Annotated in this window: 19 protein-coding genes; 4 read left to right on the top strand and 15 right to left on the bottom strand. The window is 64.9% G+C overall.

Annotation, left to right across the window (positions count from 1 at the left end):
- Positions 1-22: 22 nt before the first annotated feature.
- A complete protein-coding gene (locus tag AC6I6U_RS07155) occupies positions 23-1,195 on the top strand; it encodes a GGDEF domain-containing protein (RefSeq protein ID WP_497881290.1) in 1,173 nt (390 codons plus the stop codon).
- 137 nt (positions 1,196-1,332) lie between these two features.
- On the opposite strand, the gene AC6I6U_RS07150 is transcribed toward AC6I6U_RS07155, so the two are convergent.
- Genes AC6I6U_RS07150 through AC6I6U_RS07125 form a run of 6 tightly spaced genes read right to left on the bottom strand, consistent with a single transcriptional unit; the run spans position 1,333 to position 11,689 of the window.
- Positions 1,333-2,142, bottom strand: coding sequence for a YfaP family protein (locus AC6I6U_RS07150; RefSeq protein WP_497881289.1), 810 nt, complete (start codon positions 2,140-2,142; stop codon positions 1,333-1,335).
- Between the two features lie 3 nt (positions 2,143-2,145).
- On the bottom strand, positions 2,146-3,792 hold the full coding sequence (locus tag AC6I6U_RS07145; protein WP_497881288.1) for a DUF2300 domain-containing protein: 1,647 nt from the start codon (positions 3,790-3,792) through the stop codon (positions 2,146-2,148).
- A gap of 1 nt (position 3,793) precedes the next feature.
- Positions 3,794-8,365 (bottom strand): alpha-2-macroglobulin family protein, encoded by a 4,572-nt coding sequence (locus AC6I6U_RS07140; RefSeq protein WP_497881287.1) that lies wholly within the window; start codon positions 8,363-8,365, stop codon positions 3,794-3,796.
- On the bottom strand, positions 8,362-9,132 hold the full coding sequence (locus tag AC6I6U_RS07135) for a DUF1175 domain-containing protein (protein WP_497881286.1): 771 nt from the start codon (positions 9,130-9,132) through the stop codon (positions 8,362-8,364). Before AC6I6U_RS07135 ends, AC6I6U_RS07140 begins: the two co-directional genes overlap by 4 nt.
- A 5-nt stretch (positions 9,133-9,137) precedes the next feature.
- Positions 9,138-10,862, bottom strand: coding sequence for a DUF2138 domain-containing protein (locus AC6I6U_RS07130; RefSeq protein WP_497881285.1), 1,725 nt, complete (start codon positions 10,860-10,862; stop codon positions 9,138-9,140).
- Positions 10,863-10,897: 35 nt separating this feature from the next.
- On the bottom strand, positions 10,898-11,689 hold the full coding sequence (locus AC6I6U_RS07125; protein WP_497881284.1) for a YfaP family protein: 792 nt from the start codon (positions 11,687-11,689) through the stop codon (positions 10,898-10,900).
- 411 nt (positions 11,690-12,100) lie between these two features.
- Here AC6I6U_RS07125 and AC6I6U_RS07120 point away from each other — a divergent pair, with 411 nt between their 5' ends.
- From AC6I6U_RS07120 to dxs, 3 genes are all read left to right on the top strand, one after another.
- The gene (locus tag AC6I6U_RS07120) at positions 12,101-12,343 is read left to right on the top strand and encodes an exodeoxyribonuclease VII small subunit (RefSeq protein ID WP_017123293.1); all 243 of its coding nucleotides are present in this window, start codon (positions 12,101-12,103) and stop codon (positions 12,341-12,343) included.
- Complete coding sequence (gene ispA, locus AC6I6U_RS07115; protein WP_497881283.1) at positions 12,340-13,227, top strand: (2E,6E)-farnesyl diphosphate synthase; 888 nt, start codon at positions 12,340-12,342, stop codon at positions 13,225-13,227. The genes AC6I6U_RS07120 and ispA overlap by 4 nt, the downstream gene beginning before the upstream one ends.
- Before the next feature lie 129 nt (positions 13,228-13,356).
- A complete protein-coding gene (dxs, locus tag AC6I6U_RS07110) occupies positions 13,357-15,255 on the top strand; it encodes a 1-deoxy-D-xylulose-5-phosphate synthase (protein WP_497881282.1) in 1,899 nt (632 codons plus the stop codon).
- A gap of 51 nt (positions 15,256-15,306) precedes the next feature.
- Here dxs and AC6I6U_RS07105 read toward each other — a convergent pair whose 3' ends face one another.
- The 9 genes from AC6I6U_RS07105 to AC6I6U_RS07065 all read right to left on the bottom strand — a co-directional run bounded on the left by AC6I6U_RS07105 (position 15,307) and on the right by AC6I6U_RS07065 (position 21,540).
- The gene (locus AC6I6U_RS07105) at positions 15,307-15,726 is read right to left on the bottom strand and encodes an MFS transporter (protein WP_497881281.1); all 420 of its coding nucleotides are present in this window, start codon (positions 15,724-15,726) and stop codon (positions 15,307-15,309) included.
- Complete coding sequence (gene ribA / locus AC6I6U_RS07100) at positions 15,723-16,340, bottom strand: GTP cyclohydrolase II (protein ID WP_497881280.1); 618 nt, start codon at positions 16,338-16,340, stop codon at positions 15,723-15,725. Before ribA ends, AC6I6U_RS07105 begins: the two co-directional genes overlap by 4 nt.
- Positions 16,341-16,439: 99 nt before the next feature.
- Complete coding sequence (locus tag AC6I6U_RS07095) at positions 16,440-17,210, bottom strand: substrate-binding periplasmic protein (protein ID WP_497881279.1); 771 nt, start codon at positions 17,208-17,210, stop codon at positions 16,440-16,442.
- 10 nt (positions 17,211-17,220) lie between these two features.
- Positions 17,221-17,724 (bottom strand): phosphatidylglycerophosphatase A family protein, encoded by a 504-nt coding sequence (locus AC6I6U_RS07090; protein WP_497881278.1) that lies wholly within the window; start codon positions 17,722-17,724, stop codon positions 17,221-17,223.
- A complete protein-coding gene (thiL, locus tag AC6I6U_RS07085) occupies positions 17,721-18,686 on the bottom strand; it encodes a thiamine-phosphate kinase (protein ID WP_497881277.1) in 966 nt (321 codons plus the stop codon). Before thiL ends, AC6I6U_RS07090 begins: the two co-directional genes overlap by 4 nt.
- A gap of 18 nt (positions 18,687-18,704) precedes the next feature.
- The gene (gene nusB, locus AC6I6U_RS07080) at positions 18,705-19,205 is read right to left on the bottom strand and encodes a transcription antitermination factor NusB (protein WP_497881276.1); all 501 of its coding nucleotides are present in this window, start codon (positions 19,203-19,205) and stop codon (positions 18,705-18,707) included.
- Complete coding sequence (gene ribH / locus AC6I6U_RS07075; protein WP_108096324.1) at positions 19,202-19,678, bottom strand: 6,7-dimethyl-8-ribityllumazine synthase; 477 nt, start codon at positions 19,676-19,678, stop codon at positions 19,202-19,204. The genes nusB and ribH overlap by 4 nt, the downstream gene beginning before the upstream one ends.
- A 91-nt stretch (positions 19,679-19,769) precedes the next feature.
- Complete coding sequence (gene ribBA, locus AC6I6U_RS07070; RefSeq protein WP_497881275.1) at positions 19,770-20,861, bottom strand: bifunctional 3,4-dihydroxy-2-butanone-4-phosphate synthase/GTP cyclohydrolase II; 1,092 nt, start codon at positions 20,859-20,861, stop codon at positions 19,770-19,772.
- Between the two features lie 16 nt (positions 20,862-20,877).
- Positions 20,878-21,540, bottom strand: a complete 663-nt coding sequence (locus AC6I6U_RS07065) for a riboflavin synthase (protein ID WP_497881274.1) — start codon at positions 21,538-21,540, stop codon at positions 20,878-20,880.
- Positions 21,541-21,542: the final 2 nt, after the last annotated feature.

Below are 21,542 nucleotides of genomic sequence, written 5' to 3'. Positions count from 1 at the left end.
CCAGGCAAAGGAGTTTCAGAGCATGACGCTACATATCCCGACCCTGCTCATCGTGTCGGTGTTCATCTTTTGCCTGATGGGCCTGTTGACCCTGCACGCCTGGAGCCGCGAAACCCGCGAGCGGCCGCTCGCCTACCTGGCCAGCACGATGCTGCTGGCGTCGCTGGGCATGGTGCTGGTGAGCCTGCGCGGCATGGGCATCGACTTCGTGCCCCTGGTGCTGGGCAATGTCGTGCTGTTGCTGGGTGCCGCAATGAACTGGACGGCCATGCGCATACTGGCCGGACGGGCGGCGTGGATGCCTGGAATACTCGCCGGCGCGATCATCTGGCTGATCCTGTGCCTGGTGCCCGCGTTCATGGCGTCGTTGAGCGCCCGGGTCACCGCCTACTCGCTGCTGACCGCCGCCTATGGGTCGGTCACGGTGCTGGAGTTCTGGCGCAGCCAGAAGAGTCTCGAAGTCTCCTACCTGCCGGCATTTCTCCTGACCCTGCTGCACACGGTGTTCTATTACATCCGGGCGTTCTACGACACGGGCGTGGGGCTGGACCAGGCACTGACCGGCGTCGGCCAAGGCATATCGTTTTTCTCGTTCATGCTGTTCGAGGCCATGGTCTACGTGATCGGCATTGCCTACATGACCCTGGCGATGGTCAAGGAGCGCGCCGAATTGCGCTTCAAGGCGGCGGCCTATAGCGATGCCCTGACGGGCGTCGGCAACCGTCGCTCGTTCCTGGGCCGGGGCGAGCACCTGCTGGCAGCCTGTGAACGGCGCGGTACGGTGGCGGCGCTACTGCTTTGCGACCTCGACCATTTCAAGCGGCTGAACGACACCTTTGGCCACGCCGTGGGCGACCAGGCGCTGATCGCCTTCAGCCGGGTCATGAGCCGGGCGTTGCACAAGAAGGATGTGTTCGGGCGCATTGGCGGGGAAGAGTTTGCCTGCCTGCTGGAAACCGACGAGGCCGGTGCCGTCGAAGTGGCGGAACGCATTCGCGTGGAATTTGCCGCACTGACCTTGCTGGAGCCGGGCCTGCTCAGCGTGAGCATCGGAGTGGTGACGACACGGGAAAACGGCTACGAGCTGTCACGGTTGCTGTCGCTGGCGGACGAGGCGTTATACGGGGCCAAGGGCAAGGGGCGTAACCGGGTGGAAGTGGCGCTGGCCGGAGCGGCAGTCTTGTCGGTTCGATGATCGGATTGAGCGTTTTTTGAGCATATTTGCCAAGGCCGGCGGCCGCATTTGCGGTGTTCCCAAGGGCCCTTTCGCGATCCAACTTGCCCGCGAAGAGGCCCCCAAACCTTGCTCAAGAACCTGGAAGCGCACCGGTATCAGGGATAACTGAACTTGCGCACCAACGTCAGCTCGCCCGGCGCGCGCATCGGGACAATGAACGATTCCATCTTCTCGTTCACCGTGCCCTCTTCCGTGATCAGGGTGATCTTCGCCGTGGTCAGGGCCTGGACGGCGTTTTCCTGGCCGCCATCTTCGTCGTCATCGCTGCGGTAGCCGCCACCGTAGTAGTTCACGTAGATCAGGTATTGGCCCTTGATCGGCGCCGGCATGGAAAAGATCTCCGGGCCGTAGCCGGTGGTGACATCGACGTCCAGCGAGCCGCCGTTGGGCGCCGTGCGGTCGCCGTACCAGATATGCGCGCCATCCGGCGTGACCACATGCAGGTCGAGGTCGGTGTGGTCGCTGTCCCAGGACAGCAGGATGCGCAGCTTGGCCTTGGTCGCACCGCCGGAGTTGAGGAACTGCACGCGCTTGCGCTGCTGACCATCGGGACTGCGGACTTCGACGCTGTTGGTGCCATTGGGGAACGCGAATGGTCGATCGAAGTTGCCCGAGGCATCGAGCTTGAGCGGCATGCTCACGCCATTGACGATCAGGTTGCCCGGCTCGCGGGCGTTCTTCGGCGCGCCCTTGATCTGGCCCATGATCCGCGCCGTGTCGGCCTGGCCCAGCGGCGTGTTGACCGAGGAGGCCGGGTAGTTGACGGTCTGGCTGTAGTTTTCACCATCCGACGCCCCCTGGCGCCAGCCACCGCGCGGGGTATCGAGCTTGATGTCGGCATGGGCCGTGCTCAGCGCAGCCAGGGCGGCGAGGAACAGGGCTACGGTGGAGTTACGCAATGTCATGGCCTATTCCAGTAACAGGTGACGGGCAAGCCCTTCGATATAGTCTTCGTCCTGGCCGTTCGGGTGGGCTTCGAACGCCAGGTGCAGGTATTCATGGGTCAGGTCGAGACGGTCCTGCTGGGTCAGCACGCCGCGCACGTAGATGCGCTGGCGCTCGCGGTCGACGTAGGGCCGGCCGAACGACACGCGGCACACGGCGAAGCGGCTCAGTTCGTTATAGCCGACTTCCCGGTCCAGGCGCTGGCGCCACACGCGGCGCTGCTTGAGCAGCCATTCCTGGGCCGCCGGCAACGGGTCGCAGGAGGCTACCGGGTTGTCCCAGCGGCTCAGGCTCGCCCGTGGGTAGGCATGCTGGAGAATCTGGTCGTAGCGCGCGCCGTTGCTGGCCTGCTCCACTGCCTGCTGCCAGGACAGCTTGTCCGGGCCGGATTGGTCGGAGTGATAGGTCACCGGACTGCCGGCCAGTACCAGGTCGCTGGTCCAGGCGGCGATGGCGCGCGCTTCGGTCGTGGCCGGACGCGGCGCCACGCGCTGGCGGCTGCTGCTGTCGTCGATGCTCAAGCAGTCGCCGCTACGCCCGGCGTTCTGCAGCAGGTAGCTGCGGATCGCCACGGCCAGGGCCTTGGCGGCCTCGACCGGCTCGCTCTTGGCCTCGCGTTGCAGCACCCGGGCGACATACTCTTCGCGATCCAACCGGGCCACCAGTTGTGGCTGGCCGGCATTTTTCAACAGGAACAGCTCGCCGGCACTTTCGATGTCCAACTGGTTACCGTTGGCGAAGTCGACCCGATAACGGCCTTGCAGTGCCCCCTCCACGACCGCCTGGCCATCAGCTCGGCTGACGCCCTTGAGCGGATAGCGCGAGAACAGTTCGACCTGCACGCAACGCCCCGCATCCTCCGCCTGGGACGCAGGCAGGAAGCTGCCCAGCACGTCCGAGTAGTGCCGCAGCACCATCTGGCTGGTGCCACGACCACCGACCCACAGCGGCGTACCATCCGCCAGCCAGCCGGCGAAACCACCCTGGCGCGACTGCGGGTCCTGGTCGCCGAGCCAGCTCCAGGTCTTGACTCGCAAACGCCCGCCCAGCACCGCCACGGCCTGGCCGTCGGCGGCATTGAGCACCACGTCGAGCAGCAGCCGGCGCGCGGCGTCCTGTGCCGGCAGCGTGCGCAAGGCATCCAGCAGTTGAACCACGGAGACGCGGGTCTGCGGTTGCAGTTGGCCGAGGTCGAGCAGCCAGCCAGGGGCCTGACGAGCCTGCCAGTAATCTCGCCAACGCGCGGCGTCGATGTCCAGGCGCTTGGGATCGAAGTACAGGCCACAGGAGCGGACCAGCGCCGCATCGCGGGCGATGGTGCCGCCCGGGGTGCAGCAATAGACTTCCTCGTGATCCTGGCCGTGGCAGTCGTAGGCCGGTTCCTGCTGGTCGGTGTCCACCAGCCAGGCATAGACGAACAGTTTCCACAGGCTGCCCAGCGGGGTCTGCAGATCTGCCGGCAACGGCTCGCGGCTGAGCACCTGGGTGGTGTTCAGTTGCACCAGCTCATAGCCATCGGCGGTTTTCCAGGCCAGGCGCAGCGGCGCCTCCTCTGCCGTCGCCAGCAGAGGGAGGATGCACAGCACCAGCCAGGTCAGCGGACGAATCATGTCATTCGACCGTGACTTGTCCGAGGGCGGCCTTCTGTTCCTGGGCCTGGTGCTCCGGCGCATAGATCTGGCTGAAGCGCGCCGGTGGCAGCTTGAACTGGCCTTTCTGCGAGAAGCGGATCAGGTGACGCACACGCACTTCACCGTTGAGGCTGTTGATCGGCACGCCATAGGCCATCTGCCCCGGCTCGAAGTGTGCTTTCTCCAGCGGCGTGGCTTCTTCGCCGGCCAGACCGGCCAGGTTGACGCCCCAGGTGGTGCGCTCGACATCCGCACCCGGCGGCAGCGGCAGTTCGAGCATGCCGTAGCGCACGGGCTTGGCCGCCTTGCTGGTGAGGGTCACTTCGTCCAGGTAGAGGCTGTCGCTGGACAGCGGCTTGTCGCCCACGGCCTTGAGGCTGAAGGTGTTGGCATCACCGTCCGGCACCAACTCCAGCAAGCGGCGCTTGATCTGTACCGGTAGGTCGGCGGCGGCCTTGCCCTGGCTGAGGTAGCTCAGGTTGGCGCGCAGCGGACGCTCCTGGGCACCGCTCAGGGTCAGCACGCTTGGCACGCCCTGGCCTTGCCACTGCCAGTAGGCTTCACCGGTACTACCCTGGCGAACCTGCCAGCCTTCGCCCGGAGTCAGGCTGACCATTTTCGGGGTCTGCTCGACGCTGCGTTGCAGCCAGGTCAGCGCCAGCGCACGCTCCAGGGTGGACTGTTGCGGCAGCAGGCGCTGCAGCAGGTCCTGGGCCTGGTCGGCATTGAACGGCTTGAGCGACAGGTTCAACGCCGTGGCGAACGGCTGCGCGCTGGCGCCAAGGCGCTGCTCGGCTGCCGGCAGCTGCTTGCTGAACGCATCCGGCAGGGCCACCTTGTTCTGCCGCGCCAGGGCGGCGGTCAGTACACGGGCACTGGCCAGGCCCAGGGCCGAGTCCGGTGCGCCCATCACCACGCTGTCTTCACCGTCATCCAGCAGATGGGCATCGGCGCCCTCGCCGGCTTTCGCCAACTCGTCCATCAGGCCGCTGACCAGGGTGTTGACCGGCAGTTGCATGTCCTTGGCAAACGACAGTACCAGCGCCCGTTGCAGCAACGGCGTGGCCGCAGCCTGCTTGCCGTAGACATCCAGCACCCGCTGCCAGTGCTCCGGCGGCAGGCTCACGCCCAAGGCCTTGCTGGCGTACCAGTCGGCGTAATAGGCGTAACCGGTAAGGAAGGCATCCGGCGTGACGTCTTCGCCCCACCAGGTGAACCAGGCATCGGGACCAGCCATCGACACCAGGCGCAGGCGGCTGTTCTGCAGGATCAGGCGCAAGCGGTCGCGGATCTGCGCGTTACCCGACAGCGCCGGGTAGGCAATGCTCAATGGCAGCAACTGGCTGGCGGTCTGCTCGACGCCGCCATAGGGGTAGCTGAGCAGGTCGTCGAGGCTGGCACGGAACAGCGCTTGCGGGCTGTCGTCGAGGCGCAGGCGAATATCGCTGGCGTCGGCCGGCAGGCTCAGCGGGGTATCACCGCTGGCCACGCTGAGGCTCTGGCTCTGGGTCACTTGCCAGCCGTCGCCCACCGCGGTGAGACGCACGGCCAGGGTGTCCTGGGCCTTGCCGTTCTGTTGCAGCTCGGCGGTCCAGTCGCCGCTGCTCAGGGCGATCGCCGGCAGCGGGATGTAGTTGATGCCCTTGTTCAGCGACAGCGGCAGGCGTTGTTCCTGGCCGGCGTAGCGGATCAGCAGTTCGGCCTTGGCCGGCTTGTCGTCCTGACTGAAGGCGAACAGGCCGAGCTTGGGCTGGTCGCCGGTGCGGAAGTGGGTCGGACCACTCCACTTCAGGTACAGCGGCTTGTCGGATCGGATGAACTGGTTGCGCTGGCCCACTTGCCCGCTATCGGCAATGGCGCGGGCGGTGATGCGCCAGCGGGTCAGGGAGTCCGGCATGCGGAAGGTGAAGCGCACCTTGCCGTTGGCATCGGTAACCAGTTCCGGCTGCCAGGCGGCGGTGTCGACGTCTTCGCGACGCGGCCGCTCCAGCACCTTCACTCCGCGTTCGCTGCGGTTGGCCTTGCCCGGCGCGCCAGGGCTGCCCGGCAATGCCACGTCGTAACTGATGAACGACAGGCTGGCACTGGTGCGCACGTTGTTGCGGCGCGGATGGTAGAAGAACTGGTCGATACTCGGCGCCACTTCCGGCTGCAGCGCATAGATCATTTCATCCACCACGCTGACAGTCAGGTGCGCCGGGATCGGCTTGCCGGCGAACTGGGTGGTCAGGTCCACCGAGACGGTGTCGCCCGGCTGGTAGCTGTCCTTGTCGGTGGCGATGGCCACGTCGATCTGCGGCGTGGCGACCTTGAGACCGGCGTTCTGGAAGCTGTATTCGCCGCCCTTGGTGTAGAGCACCGAGAAGGTCAGGTTGGGGGCGAAGTTGTCCTTCACCGGAATCCGCGCGCGGTACTGGTTGTCGCTGATTTTCTCCAGGCGCAGCCAGTCGCCGCCCTTGGACAGCAGCGCCGTGGCCTCGACCTTGTCGCGCTCCAGCGACAGCAGCGCATCGTTGACCGGTTCCGGGAAGGTGATCAGCGCCAGGGCTTCGTCACCGGCGTGATACTCGGGCTTGTCGAGCAGGATCTCGACGGTACCCGGCACGGCTTTCACGCCATCACCGGTCACCGAGTGGCCAGTGGCGCCGAGGATGCGCTCGTGTTCGTCCTTGAGCGACAGGTTGTAGGTGCCAGGACGATCGAAGGTGATGCTGAAACCCTTGTCGCTGGCCGCGAGCTTGCCGCCGCCGGTGGACTGGTCTTCCAGGCGTACCCAGCTGTAGCTGCTCGGCTTGCCGGCGTTGGCCTGCTCCACGGCGGATTCGTTGGCGTAGCTGAACGCGACCCTCTCGCCGCTGGCACTGAAGCGTTGCGGCGCCGACAGGCGATAGCGCGAGGCGCCACGCTCGATGAGGATTTCCTTGGTGGTCTTGACCCGATAGGCGGCGCCATCGCTGGCGAACACGGTGAGCATGTAGCGACTGGGTTTCTCCGCCGCCGGCAGGTCGAGTACGGCCTGGCCCTTGTCGTCGGTGGTCAGTTCGGCGCTGGTCAGCTCCACCGGGAATTGCCCGAGGTACTGCAGTTCGTTGTCGACCATCGACAGTTGCTGGGCACGCAGGGTCAGTTGCACACGGGCGTCGACCACCGGTTTGCCATCCGGGTAGAGCAGTTGCAGCTTGCCCTTGACCGGCTCGCCGGTGCGGAAGTCCTGCTTGGCCAGGTCCATGGAAATTTCGAAGTGCGGCTTGATGTACTCGGCAACGCGGAAGGCGCTGCTGTAGGTCTGGTCGCGGTAGGTGAAACGCAGCTCATAGCCACCGGCGACGGCATTGTCCGGCAGCTGGAAACGGCCCTGGGTACCGGCCTTGCCGTCCAGGTTCAGATCCAGGGTCTGCAGCGTGGTGCCGGTGGCATCCAGTACGCTGACCCGCACCGGCGCGCCGGTCGGGTTGACCGAGTCACGGGCGTTCTTGAATTCGCGACCGACGATCTTCAGCGACACCCAATCACCCGGCCGGTACAGCGGCCGGTCGGTGAAGGCGTAGAGCTTGGTGTCATAGATTTCGCTGTCGTAGTAGAAGTTCTCGGAGACGAACACCCCACCCTCGTCATCCTCGCCGATCATGAACGAGCGCTCCGGGCTGACGTGCTTGAGGCGCAGCAGGCCATCGGCATCGGTCTCGCCACTGCTCATCACGCCCAGGCCGTCGGTCCACAGCACCTTGACCTTGGGTACCGAGTTGCCTTCGTGCTTGCGTGCGGCCCACACCAGCAGTTCGTCGCCGGCGATCTTGCTCACGGCCACGGTGTTGGAGACGAACACCACGGTGGTCGCGCGGTATTTGCCGACCAGCGCTTCGACCAGGTACAGGCCCGGCTTCAGCTTGCCCAGCGGGATGTAGACGTTGCCCGGTGCGACGCTGACGAACTGGCTGGAGGAGCCGGCCAGGTCGACGCCCTTCGGCGGCTGGATCGGCTTGGCGTCCCACAGCGGGTAGCGGAACTGGCTGACCAGCGGCAGGCCAGGCAGCGGCGCATATTGCGGCGGGTTGTCATACGGGGTCGGCCGGTTGAAGCTGTCGCCCATCTTCAGCTCCGGCACTTCCTCGGTGACCTGCTTGCGCGACTCGTAGGAGAACGCCCGCTGCATCACGCGGCGCGACTTGCGGTACCAGTTGTCCCACAGGTAGGCCAGGGTGTTGGACAGCCCCTCGCCCTTGAACTGGCCATCGCTGACCACCCGGTGCAGGTTCTTCTGGCGCTTGAGGAATTCCAGCGGCTGGTCGATGCGGTACACGCGGATGTCCGCGCCACCGTACGGTTCCATGCGGAAACGTCGGTAGTCACGGCCCGGTGCTTCGAGGCGGACCAGCGCCTGCTCGTCGCTGGCGAAGCTGCTGTCGGCAAGCAGGAAGAAGCTCTCGCCGGCAATCGGCTCGTAGTTGCTCGGCGCCACCGAGTCATCGGCGGCACCTGCGGCGACCGGCAACAGCACGGCCAGGGCGAAAACCATTCGGGATAACAGACGCATCATGGAAGACCCGTTCATCGAGAGAGGAAGTTCAGCCGGTAGACGCCGATGAAGTTGGGGTTCGTTGCATCGGGTATCCATCGGGTGTCCTTCCATGTCATGAGTTGCTGCACGCTGGCGGAGCGCATGCCGTTGTCGGTAGGGGTGGTGGTGCCGGTGTGATAGGCGATGTTGCGGCCCATCCAGATCATCAGGTGCTGGTCGTCGCCCTGGTCGAAGAACAGCAGGTCACCGGGCCGCGCCTGGTTGAGGTCGCGGCTGACCAGTTGGCTGTTGAACTGGATCAGCTTGATCGCATTGACGTACGGCCCGACCTTGCCGCCGCCCTGCTGCCATTGCTGGGCCAGGCTGCGCTGGCCCTCGCTCAGGGTGAGTTCAGGCGGCAGGTAGCGGTTGGACAGGCCATTGGCCCGCAACCACTTGTCATCGTGTTTCTTCAGCGCCTCGTTGGCGGCGAAGCGCACCAGGCCCGCGCAGTCCTGCTGGTACCAGCGTGGGCTCGGGCCCTGGGTCAGTTGCTCCTGGGCGATGCGCACGAACCAGGCGCGGAACACCTGGGACTGCTCGACATCCAGGGCCGGCGTTTCAACGGCGAACGCCGGCGCGCTGATCAGCAGTGCCAGTGCGCACACCGTGGCGAGTGGGCTTGCCCACGCTCGGCTGCGAAGCAGTCGTAAAACAGGCCAACTCGATATGCCTGATAGACCTCGCGCGCAGGTTTCAGGGCTGCCAGGCAGCCCAGCGTGGGCAAGCCCACTCGCCACAGTGCAGGCGGTGCTGGACATAGCCGTCACATCGCCCGCCATTGCAGAGGCAGCCACTGCCAATGACCTTCAGGCTCGGTGCCTTCGGGCAGGGTCAGGGCGTACTTGCCGAAGCCGGCGAGCTTCTGCAGCTTGGGCAGCAGGTGGGTCTGCGCGGCGTTGCGGAACACCGGCTCCATGTCCTGGGGCAGGCTGTCGAGGGTTTCCTGCTTCATCAGTTGCGCCAGGGAATCCGGGCCGAGGTAGACCGGCATCAGCGCATCCTTGGGCGCCACGTCGGCCAGCGGCGGGAAGTGCTTGTCGAGCGTGCCGAGGGCCTTGTCCACCAGCTTGTCGTCCAGGGAGAACAACAGGGTCGAACCGTGCCGCGCCAGACTTACGCGGAAGAAAGCCCGGCCGGTAATGGCGTCGGGGTTCTCGGCTTCCTTGGCCGCGTACTGGCCGAAGGTGGAACTGACCACGCGCTTCCACCGGTGGAGGCTGTCCTTGTTCTGCTCATCGATCGGGAACAGGCCGCCTTCGACATTGCTTTCCCGGGTGCCGACCATCGAGCCGAACAGTTTGCCGAGGTCGGCATCGAGGCTGTCGTTGTCCTTGTTCAGGTTCGCCACCAGCAATGGCGTGTACAGGCGCGAATCGGCGTACCAGCACAGGCCTGCGGCGCCACTCATGTGCTCGGTGAGTTTCTGTGCGGTGGCCGCGTCCGCTCCCAGCTTGACCAGCAACGGCTGTTGCTGCTCGGCAGCCAGCGGCAGGGCCACGCAGGCACTGGCCCCGACCGGCATGGCCTGCCAGATCGGCTTGAAGTCGTAGTCGACGGACTTGTCTTGCTCGTCGAGCGCCAGGAAGCTGTGCCAGCCCTTGTCGTCCATGTCCAGGCGCAGGCCGGCAAAGCTTGGGATAAAGCGCTGGTACCCCATGGCCAGGACGCTGGAGGCCACCGAGATGCGCTGCTTGACGGTCGCTTCACGCGGCTTGAGGCCGAATGCCTCGGGGAACAGTTTTTCGCCACCGAGCAGCGCCGCCAGGGCCTGGTTCGACACCTCACCGGGGGCCACTTCGCTGTCATCGCTGGTCTGCTCATAGAGGCGGTCCGGGTTGGACAGCACCACCAGCTTGTCGCCACGGGAAGCGAACAGCAGCGCCTTGCTGGCGTTGTAGGCCAGGCGGTAGAGCGCCACGTTGTCGCCGGCCACCTTCAGTTCGCCGACCTTGGTCAGTTGGGTATCGTCGAGGGCGACATGGGCCAGCGGTTCGAGCAGCTTGGCCAGGCCGCCGCGATCCATCACCAGCAGGAAATCCTTGAGACGGCCATCGGCGCCGCGCCACAGGGCGATGTCGGCAGGCTGGTCGAACAGTTGCTCGATCAGGTTGTCCTGCAGCTTGAGGTCGTGCTCGTAGATGATCCGACGCAGGCTGCCGATCAGGCCGAGGCGGTCGCCGTGGGTCTCGTAGTAGAAAACGAAGTCCTCGGTGAGGGTGTCACGCAGGAACGGCACGCTGAGCAGGTCCTTGGGCAACTGGCTCAGCGACGCGGTTTCCAGCAGCGCGTCCGGGCGGCTGACGCCGAGTTTCTCCAGGGCCAGTTCCGGTACCGGTGCCACGGACTTGTGGTGGAAAAACCAACCCAGGCCGCCGACCACCGCACCGGTCACGCACAGCCCGAGCACCAGGCCCAACCAGCGGCGCGAACCGGCAGATGGAGGAGTGGCCGGCGCGGCGGCGGCCGGGGAAGCAGTGTTATCGCTCATGTTCGCAAAGCCCATTCATCCGTGGAGCGGGATGTTCAATAGTTGAAGGTCTTGACCAGCAGCAGGTCGCCGATGGCGCGCAGCGGTACGGTGAAACTCTCGCGCTTTTCATTGACGGTGTTTTCGTTGAGCACCAGGTTGATCTGCGAGGTGATGACCTCGTTCTGGTTGGCGCGCTCGTTGAAGTTATAGCCGTCGCTGGCGCTGTAGTTGCCCCAATAGTTCACATAGACCAGGTAGGTGCCGTGCATCGGCGCGGTCATGGTGAACATTTCCGGGCCGGGGCCGTCGACGCCGTCGGGGTCGAGGCCGCCGCCGTTGCTCAGGCGCGGATTGGCATAGAAGGCATGCTGGCCATCGGGTGTGATGATATGCAGGTCGAGTTCGGCCTTGGGGTCGTCCCAGCCGAGCACCACGCGGATCCGCGCCGGGGTGATCTGCTGGTTGGCTTCGTAGAACTGCACGCGCTTGAGGGACTTGCCCTGGGCGCTGCGCACTTCGACGCTGTTGGAGCCTGATCCGAAGGCATAGGGGCGCACGAACCGGCCCTTGTCGTCGGTGTAGAGATTCAGCGGGTTGCCGTTGACCGACAGGGTATGCGGTTCACGCGGGCCGGAAGGCGGATTGATCCGGCCCTCGATGGGTGTACGGCTGCGCTGGATGCCGCGGTCGATGGGCGGCGTCGGGTAGGCCACCTGCGGCGCATCACTGCGATCGAGCAGGCCCGAATAGCGCCAGCCGCCGGTCGGCTCCTGAAGCTCGGCCGAGGGCTCGGCCCAGGCGGCCACGGCCCAGAGGGCAATCAGGATTGGGAATAACCGGCGCATCAACAGCCTCCTTGCCATGCATCACGAAACCCTGCGCCCGGTCCAGACCTGGCACACCACTGAAACACGAAAAATCAGAAAGAACCTGGCGAGGCAGGTCGGGAAGTCGCAGAGGGTAGCGATTCAGATCTTGTTACACAATGGCGGAAAACGGGTATTTGCGGGGGCGATCAGCAAATGAGAGATCGTGCACACTCGATGGCCTGGAGGGCCCGAAAAACAAGGCAAAAGGCCATCACCGCAGTGTGCCAAAGCGGCTCAGGATTATCCCTGCTTCCGGGTGTAGAATAGCGACTCACAGAAGGTCGCGCGCGCGCCCGACGCCCTCGTGATTGGCAACCCCTCGCATTTGCCCCGAAACCCGCTGTCTGCTAGTGTCGCGCCCGTTCAACGCCTACCGAGATCGCCGCCATGGCCCGCAAAAAAGTTTCCCTGGATTTCGAACAATCCCTCGCCGATCTGCAGACACTGGTCGAGCGCCTGGAGAACGGCGAGCTGTCGTTGGAAGATTCGTTGACCGCCTTCGAGCAAGGCATCCGCCTGACCCGTGACTGCCAGGGCGCCCTGGCCCAGGCCGAGCAGAAGGTGCAGATCCTGCTGGAACGCGATGGAGAACTGGCCGAAGAGCCCTTCGACGCGGAACAGCCAGAATGATCAAGACCTACCAGGCCGCCTGCCAGGAGCGGGTCAACGCCGCCCTGGATACCCTGTTCGTCCCGCCCAGCGCCGGGCTCGCGCGTCTCTACGAGGCGATGCGCTACAGCGTGATGAACGGCGGCAAGCGTGTGCGTCCGCTGCTGGTCTACGCCGCCTGCGAAGCCCTCGGCGGCAAGCCGGAACAGGCCAACGGCGCCGCCTGCGCGGTTGAGCTGATCCACGCCTACTCGCTGGTCCACGACGACCTGCCGGCCATGGACGACGACGATCTGCGTCGCGGCCAGCCGACCACCCACAAGGCCTTCGACGAAGCCTGCGCGATCCTCGCCGGCGACGGCCTGCAGAGCCTGGCCTTCAGCGCCCTGCTCGACCCACGCCTGAGCGAGCTGCACGCAGAGATCCGCCTGTCGATGGTTGGCACCCTGGCCCAGGCCGCAGGACCGGCCGGCATGGTCGGTGGCCAGGCCATCGACCTCGGCTCGGTGGGCCTCAAGCTCGACCAGAAAGCCCTGGAAAACATGCACCGGCACAAGACCGGCGCCCTGATCGAGGCCAGCGTCACCCTTGGCGCCCTGGCCAGCGTCAACGTGCAGAAGGACGAACTCAAGTCGCTGCAGGCCTACGCCCAGGCCATCGGCCTGGCTTTCCAGGTGCAGGACGACATCCTCGATGTCGAAAGCGATACCGCAACCCTCGGCAAGCGCCAGGGTGCCGACATCGCCCGCGACAAGCCGACCTACCCGGCCCTGCTCGGCCTCGATGCCGCCAAGGCCTACGCCCTGGAGCTGCGCGACCAGGCGCTGCACGCCCTGCGACCGTTTGACGCGGCCGCCGAACCGCTGCGCGAGCTGGCGCGCTACATCGTCGAACGCCGCAGCTGACCGGATGGTCACGCTGGCTTTTCGCACAACCGAAAGGCCAGCATCTGATCCGCTGATGCGACATCGCGTGGGCAGCGTGCGCTCCATAAGGTAAACTGGCGCGTCTTCATACCTATAACGATTCGCCTGATGCCCACGACGTTCCATGAGATTCCCCGCAAGCGCCCGACCACGCCCCTGCTGGACCGTGCCGACACGCCGGCAGGTCTGCGCCGGTTAGGTGAAGCCGAGCTGGAAACCCTGGCCGATGAACTGCGCCTGGAGCTGCTCTATTCGGTCGGCCAGACCGGCGGGCACTTCGGTGCCGGTCTTGGCGTCATCGAGCTGACCATCGCGCTGCACTACGTCTTCGACACCCCGGACGACCGGCTGGTGTGGGACGTGGGGCACCAGGCCTATCCACACAAGATCCTCACCGGGCGTCGCGAGCGCATGCTCAGCCTGCGCCAGAAGGACGGCCTGGCCGCCTTTCCGCGCCGCTCGGAGAGCGAGTACGACACCTTTGGCGTCGGTCACTCCAGCACGTCCATCAGTGCCGCCCTCGGCATGGCCATCGCCGCCCGCCTGCAGAACAGCGACCGCAAGGCGATCGCGGTGATCGGCGACGGCGCCCTGACCGCAGGCATGGCCTTCGAGGCGCTGAACCACGCGCCGGAAGTCGACGCCAACATGCTGGTGATCCTCAACGACAACGACATGTCGATCTCGCGCAACGTCGGCGGGCTGTCGAACTACCTGGCGAAGATTCTCTCCAGCCGCACCTACGCGAGCATGCGCGAAGGCAGCAAGAAAGTGCTGTCGCGTCTGCCTGGCGCCTGGGAAATCGCCCGCCGTACCGAAGAATACGCCAAGGGCATGCTGGTACCCGGCACCTTGTTCGAAGAGCTGGGCTGGAACTACATCGGCCCGATCGACGGCCACGACCTGCCGACCCTGATCGCCACCCTGCGCAACATGCGCGACCTCAAGGGTCCACAGTTCCTGCACGTGGTGACCAAAAAGGGCAAGGGCTTTGCCCCGGCGGAAGTCGACCCGATCGGCTACCACGCGATCACCAAGCTCGAACCCCTGGACGCTCCCGCCGCTGCGCCGAAGAAGCCGAGCGGGCCGAAGTATTCCGCCGTGTTCGGCGAATGGCTGTGCGACATGGCCGCCGCCGACCCACGGTTGGTGGGCATCACCCCGGCGATGAAGGAAGGCTCCGATCTGGTGGCCTTCAGCGAGCGTTTCCCGCTGCGCTACTTCGACGTGGCGATCGCCGAGCAGCACGCGGTGACCTTCGCCGCCGGCATGGCCTGCGAAGGCGCCAAGCCGGTGGTGGCGATCTACTCGACGTTCCTGCAGCGCGGTTATGACCAACTGGTGCATGACGTGGCGGTGCAGAACCTCGACGTGCTGTTCGCCATCGACCGTGCCGGCCTGGTCGGCGAAGACGGCCCGACCCACGCTGGCAGCTTCGACCTGTCGTACCTGCGCTGCATCCCCGGCATGCTGGTGATGACCCCGAGCGACGAGAACGAACTGCGCAAGATGCTCAGCACTGGCCACCGGTACAACGGCCCCGCCGCGGTGCGCTACCCACGCGGCAGCGGGCCGAACGCGACCATCGAGAAAGACCTGGAGCCAATCGAGATCGGCAAGGGCGTTGTCCGTCGCCAGGGCAGCAAGGTCGCCCTGCTGGTGTTCGGCGTACAACTGGCGGAGGCGCTGGTGGTGGCCGAGAAGCTGGATGCGACCGTGGTCGACATGCGCTTCGTCAAGCCGCTGGACGAAGCCCTGGTCCGCGAGATTGCCGGTAGCCACGAGTTGCTGGTGACCATCGAGGAAAACGCCATCATGGGTGGCGCCGGTGCGGCGGTCAGCGAGTTCCTCGCGCAGGACAACCTGCTCAAGCCGATCCTGCACCTGGGCCTGCCGGATGTATACGTCGAGCATGCGAAGCCGGCGCAGATGCTGGCCGAGTGCGGCCTGGATGTGGCGGGGATCGAGGCGTCGGTGACAGAGCGGATGAAGCTGCTCGGGCTGTAGGTCAATGAAATAGCGGGCGGCCCCTTCTCCGGCACGCCCGCCGATGTCACATCAGCCGAGTTGACGCGGAATACGGTAGAGGTAGAACAGCACCACCGTGGATAGCACCAGCAGGAACAGCGGTACCGCCTCCAGGCCAACGAACACCGCCAGGATGCCGATCCAGGTCGGCAGGGCCGCGATCACCAGCGCCTTGCGCCGGACATTGGCCAACGCGATCCAGGCCGCCGGCTCCTGCGGGGTATCCAGGGCCTTCTCGGTGGCGATCAACGCATGCTTGTAGCCACCGAAGAAACGCAGGGTGAGAAACATCGACGCGATACCGGCAATGAACAACGGCATTGCCAGCACCGGCAGCACCGGCTCCGTCTGGCCAAAGGCCCAACTGGCCACGAACAGCGGCAGGACACTGAGCAGCAACTGCTTGTACCAGCCCACCGCCAGTCGGCGCTTCACCTGGCCACGGGTCACGCCGGGTCGGCCTCGCTCTGGTGCTCGTTGCCCATCATGTGGCCGAGCTTGCCGGCCTTGGTGGCCAGGTAGAGTTTGTTGTGCGGGTTGTGCCCGGTGTGCAGCGGCACCCGCTCGGCCACGGTGATGCCCATGTCGGTCAGCGCCTTGACCTTGCGCGGGTTGTTGGTCATCAGCCGCAGGGACTGGATGCCCAGGTGTTCGAGCATGGGCCGGCAGATCGCGTAGTCACGCTGGTCGGCGGCAAAGCCGAGGCGCTCGTTGGCTTCGACCGTGTCAGCGCCACCGTCCTGCAACTCGTAGGCGCGGATCTTGTTCATCAGGCCGATACCCCGGCCTTCCTGGCGCAGGTACAGCAACACGCCACGCCCCTCGCGGGCAATCGCCTGCAGGGCGGCTTCGAGCTGCGAACCACAATCACAACGCTGGCTGAACAAGGCATCGCCGGTCAGGCATTCGGAATGCACGCGGCCAAGCACCGGTGCACCATCGGCCACATCCCCGAGCGTCAGCACGACGTGTTCACGACCGGTGGCCTCTTCGAGAAAACCGTTCATGGTGAATGTCGCGAAAGGGGTAGGCAATTTGGAGGCAGCGACAAAAACGACAGGCACCCTGTGCTCCTGATCAGTATGAAGGCTGGAAATTCGCGGTTGCCGCATTGTAACAGGAGGTTCCTACAGACGCTTAGGCCGTTTTATCCATGATAACTATCAATAAGTTTGATCGGTTACGGCGGGAAACTTCCCGCTCTCGAACGGATAGGGCTGCTTCCAGTACTCGAATATCTTGCGCAGCCGTCCATCCTTGACCAGCTCGCTCATCCGTTGGTCATACAAGGCCAGCAAGGCCCGGCCCCGTTCGTTATTGGCGAAGCCTAGGTAGAGCGGCAACTCCGCCAGATGAGTGCGGCTGAACACCCTGGGGTCCTCTGCCTGCCCGAGAACAAAATCGACTTCGCTCAGCGCGTCGAGGTAGTAGTCCACCCGACCATGCTGCAGCATCGACAGGATCCCGTCGCGACGCTGTATCTCGTTGAAGTCATGCACGTTGGGCAGGTATTTCTGGTACTTGTAGCCACGCACCCAGGCAAGGCGATAACTGCCGAGCTTGCCCAGGTCGGGAGCCGGTTTGCTGGCCAGGCCCACGGCATAGATATGATCGGTGTCGTAGTTCCAGCGCGGATACAGGACGCCGCTGATTTCCTTGCTGTAGGAACCCACCCAGGCATCCGCTTCGCCCCGCTCCACCAGGCCGATCGAACGCACATAGGGTTCGCTGCGAATCTCGAGTTTTACACCACGCGGCTCGAACACCGCTCGCAAGACATCCCAGGCCAGCCCGCTGCCATCGGCGTTGGTGTAGTCGACCCACTCTTCGCTGACCAGGCGGATCTGCGCCGGCACGCCAGCGACCTCCGTTGCCCCGGCCAACGGACTGAGCAACAGCAGCAGGAGCAAGCTCCACAAGCGAAAACCGGCCATACCCAATCCCTCAGGCGAAGAGATGCACCAGCCCCTGCATGGCCAGCCAGGCAAAGACCCCGGCCAGCACGTCGTCGAGCATGATCCCGACACCGCCATGCACATGCCGGTCGATCCAGCGGATCGGCCAGGGCTTGAGGATGTCGAAGAAGCGGAAAACCAGGAACCCCGCCAACAGCCAGTACCAGCCTTGCGGCACCAGCCACAGGGTGATCCACATGCCGACCATCTCGTCCCAGACGATGCCCTCGTGATCATGCACCCGCAGGTCGTCGGCGACCTTGCCGCAAAGCCAGAAGCCAAACAGCATGGTGATGCCGAGCATCAGCCAGTACCCCCAGTCCGGCAACATCTGCCACAACGGTATGAAGGGTAGCGCAACCAGCGAACCCCAGGTGCCAGGCGCCTTGGGCAAGGTCCCGGAGCCGAAGCCGAAAGCCAGGAAATGCCAGGGATTGCGCCACACCGACGGTGGCACGAACTCAGCGGGAACCTGCTTGGGATGATCTGTCACGGCGTCTCCGGAAAATGTTGATACCCGCGGATTCGCGGGGTGATGTCCTGACCATCGGCGTCCAGCAAGGCAACGCCCTGTCCGGCGACCACCTGACCGACCACCCGGACCGCGTCATGGGCGAGCAACAGTGCGGGCAACTCGGCCGGTGGCAGGGTGAATGCCAGGACATAGTCGTCACCGCCACCGAGCGCCGCTTCCCAGGCTGACGCCTGGCCGAGAAAGCCCAGCAATGCCGGAGACAACGGCAGTTTTTCACGTTCGACCAACAAACGTACCCCGGATGCTGCAGCAATATGCCCACAATCGGCCAGCAGGCCATCGGAAATATCCAACGCCGCCGTTGCCTTGCCACGCAAGGCCAGGCCCAAGGCGAACTGTGGCCGGGGCGACCAGTAATGCGCCAGCAACGGTTCGGCCAACACCGGCTCGGCTGTGCGCTGGCCCAGCACCAGCGGCAAGGCACCGGCAGCATTGCCCAGATTACCGCCGACACACAGCAGGTCACCCACTCGCGCGCCACTACGGGTCAGCGCCTGCCCACGGGACACCCGGCCGAACACCGTCAGCGTCAGGCTCAGGGGACCGCGGGTGGTATCGCCGCCGACCAGGCGCAAGGCGCAGTGCCGGGCCATCTGGTCGAGCCCGCAGGCAAACGCCTGCAGCCAGTCGACTTCGTTGTGCGGCAAGGTCAGGGCCAGGGTGAAAGCGACGGGCGTCGCGCCCATGGCGGCCAGGTCACTGGCAGCCACGGCCAGCGCACGCTGTCCGAGCAGAAACGGATCGCAGGGGTCGGCGAAATGCACACCGGCCACCAGGGTGTCGGTAGAAACGGCCAGTTGCTCCCCGACGGGGACATCGAGCAGGGCACAGTCGTCGCCGATACCCAGTGCAACACCTTCGCCGGCCTGCGCACAGGGCGCGGCGGCAAAGAAATTGCGGATCAGCTCGAACTCACCCATGGGAAGAGCAAGCGCCGGTCAGCGCTTGAAAGCCTTCACTTCAGCTTCGCGCAGGTTCGGTGCCAGCTTGTCGAGCACACCGTTGACGAACTTGTGACCGTCGGTGGAGCCGTAGACCTTCGCCAGCTCGATGCCTTCGTTGATCACCACGCGGTAGGGAACGTCGACACGCTTGAGCAGTTCCCAGGTGGACAGGCGCAGCACCGACAACTCGACCGGGTCCAGTTCTTCGATCTCGATGTCCAGGCACGGCTTGAGTGCGTTGTCGATCTCGTTCTTGAACTGTGGAACGCCGTGGAGGATTTCCCGGAAGTACGCACCGTCGACATCGCTGAAATCGTTGTCGACACGGAACTGCGCTTCGATTTCGTTCAGCGATTGCTTGGCCATGTGCCATTGGTAGAGCGCCTGGGTCGCGAGCTGACGGGCTTCGCGACGCTTGGCACTCTTGGACGGCTTGCCGGCACCCTCAGGGCGTGGCTCGCGCGGGTTGAAACGATCGCTGTCGTCGTAAATCACTTGGCCTCCAACTGCGCCAGCAGACTGACCATTTCCAGGGCGGACAGGGCGGCTTCGGCACCTTTGTTACCGGCCTTGGTGCCGGAACGTTCGATGGCCTGCTCGATCGAGTCGACGGTCAGGACGCCGAAGGAAACCGGCACGCCGAACTCCATGGACACCTGGGCCAAGCCCTTGGTGCACTCGCCTGCCACGTATTCGAAGTGCGGGGTGCCGCCACGAATGACCGCGCCCAGGGCGATGATCGCCGCGTATTCGCTACGCTGCGCAACCTTCTGGGCCACCAGCGGGATCTCGAACGCACCCGGCGCACGAATGATGGTGATGTCGCTTTCGCTCACACCGTGGCGAACCAGGGCGTCAACGGCGCCGCTGACCAGGCTTTCGACGACGAAGCTGTTGAAACGGCCGACCACCAGGGCATAGCGGCCTTTGGGGGCGATGAAGGTACCTTCGATGGTCTTCAGGGTCATTCGACAATTCTCTTAAAGAGCCGGGACGCGTCTGTTACGCGCCCCTCAGGGATATGTGTACCGCGAATCAAGGTCGAAACCAGCCGGCCTTTTATTCGGAGGGCACGTATTCTACTACTTCCAGGTCGAAACCGGATATCGCGTTGAACTTCATCGGCGCACTCATCAGGCGCATTTTACGTACGCCCAGGTCGCGCAGGATCTGCGAACCGGCCCCGACGATGCTGTAGGTGGTCTGTTTTTTCACCGGCGCATGCTCGACCGTCTCGCGGATATGCGCCAGCAGCACGTCACCATCCAGCGGGTGACCAAGCAACAGCACCACGCCACTGCCGGCCTCGGCCACCGCCGCCATCGCCGCGCGCAGGCTCCAGCGTCCGGGCTGCTTGACCATCAGCAGGTCGCGCAGCGGGTCCATGTTGTGGACACGCACCAGGGTCGGCTCTTCGGCGCAGACCTTGCCCAGGGTCAGGGCCATGTGTACGTCGCCCTCTACCGAATCACGATAGGTCACCAGGGTGAACTGGCCCAGTTCGCTGTCGAGCGGCTGCTCGGCAATCCGCTGAACGGTACTCTCGTGGATCATCCGATAGTGGATCAGGTCGGCGATGGTGCCGATCTTGATATTGTGCTCGGCGGCGAAGGCTTCCAGCTCGGCACGACGGGACATGGTGCCGTCGTCGTTCATCACTTCGCAGATCACCCCACTCGGCTCGAAACCGGCCATGCGCGCCAGGTCGCAGGCGGCTTCGGTGTGGCCGGCACGGGCCAGGGTACCGCCAGGCTGGGCCATCAGCGGGAAGATGTGACCGGGGCTGACGATGTCTTCGGCCTTGGCGTCCTTGGCGGCCGCAGCCTGCACGGTACGTGCGCGGTCAGCAGCGGAGATGCCGGTGGTGACGCCTTCGGTGGCCTCGATGGACACGGTGAACTTGGTGCCGAAACCAGAACCGTTGCGCGGGGCCATCAGCGGCAGCTTGAGCAGCTCGCAGCGCTCGCGGCTCATCGGCATGCAGATCAGGCCGCGGGCGTGCTTGGCCATGAAGTTGATGTGTTCGGCCTTGCAGCACTCGGCGGCCATGATCAGGTCGCCTTCGTTCTCGCGGTCTTCGTCATCCATGAGGATGACCATCTTGCCCTGGCGAATGTCTTCGACCAGTTCTTCAATCGTGTTGAGCGCCACGCGGCACCCCCTTGCGTCAGGATTTGAGGTAGCCGTTGGCGGCCAGGAAACTTTCGGTGATGCCGCCGCTGGTCGGCTCCGCCGCCTTCTCGCCCAGGAGCAGGCGCTCCAGGTAGCGGGCCAGCAGGTCGACCTCGAGGTTGACCCGGCGACCTGGGCGGTAGTCGGCCATGATGGTTTCGACCAGGGTGTGCGGGACGATGGTCAGTTCGAACTCGGCGCCATGCACCGCGTTGACCGTCAGGCTGGTGCCGTCGACGGTGATCGAGCCCTTGTGGGCGATGTACTTGGCCAGTTCCTTGGGTGCGCGCACACGGAACTGGATGGCCCGGGCGTTTTCCTCGCGGGAGACGATCTCGCCGACACCGTCGACGTGGCCACTGACCAGGTGACCGCCCAGGCGGGTGGTCGGCGTCAGGGCCTTCTCCAGGTTGACCCGGCTGCCGGCCTTGAGGTCGTTGAAGGCGGTGCAGTCCAGGGTTTCGCGGCTGACGTCGGCCCAGAACCCGTCGCCCGGGAGTTCGACGGCTGTCAGGCAGACGCCGTTGACCGCGATGCTGTCGCCGAGCTTGACGTCGCCCAGGTCGAGCTTGCCGGTTTCTACATAAACACGTACGTCGCCGCCTTTCGGGCTCAGCGCACGGATGCTGCCGATGGATTCGATGATGCCGGTAAACATGA

The sequence above is a fragment of the Pseudomonas sp. UTLPPB19802 genome, from assembly GCF_059730225.1.
This window is presented reverse-complemented; position numbering and strand designations above follow the sequence as displayed.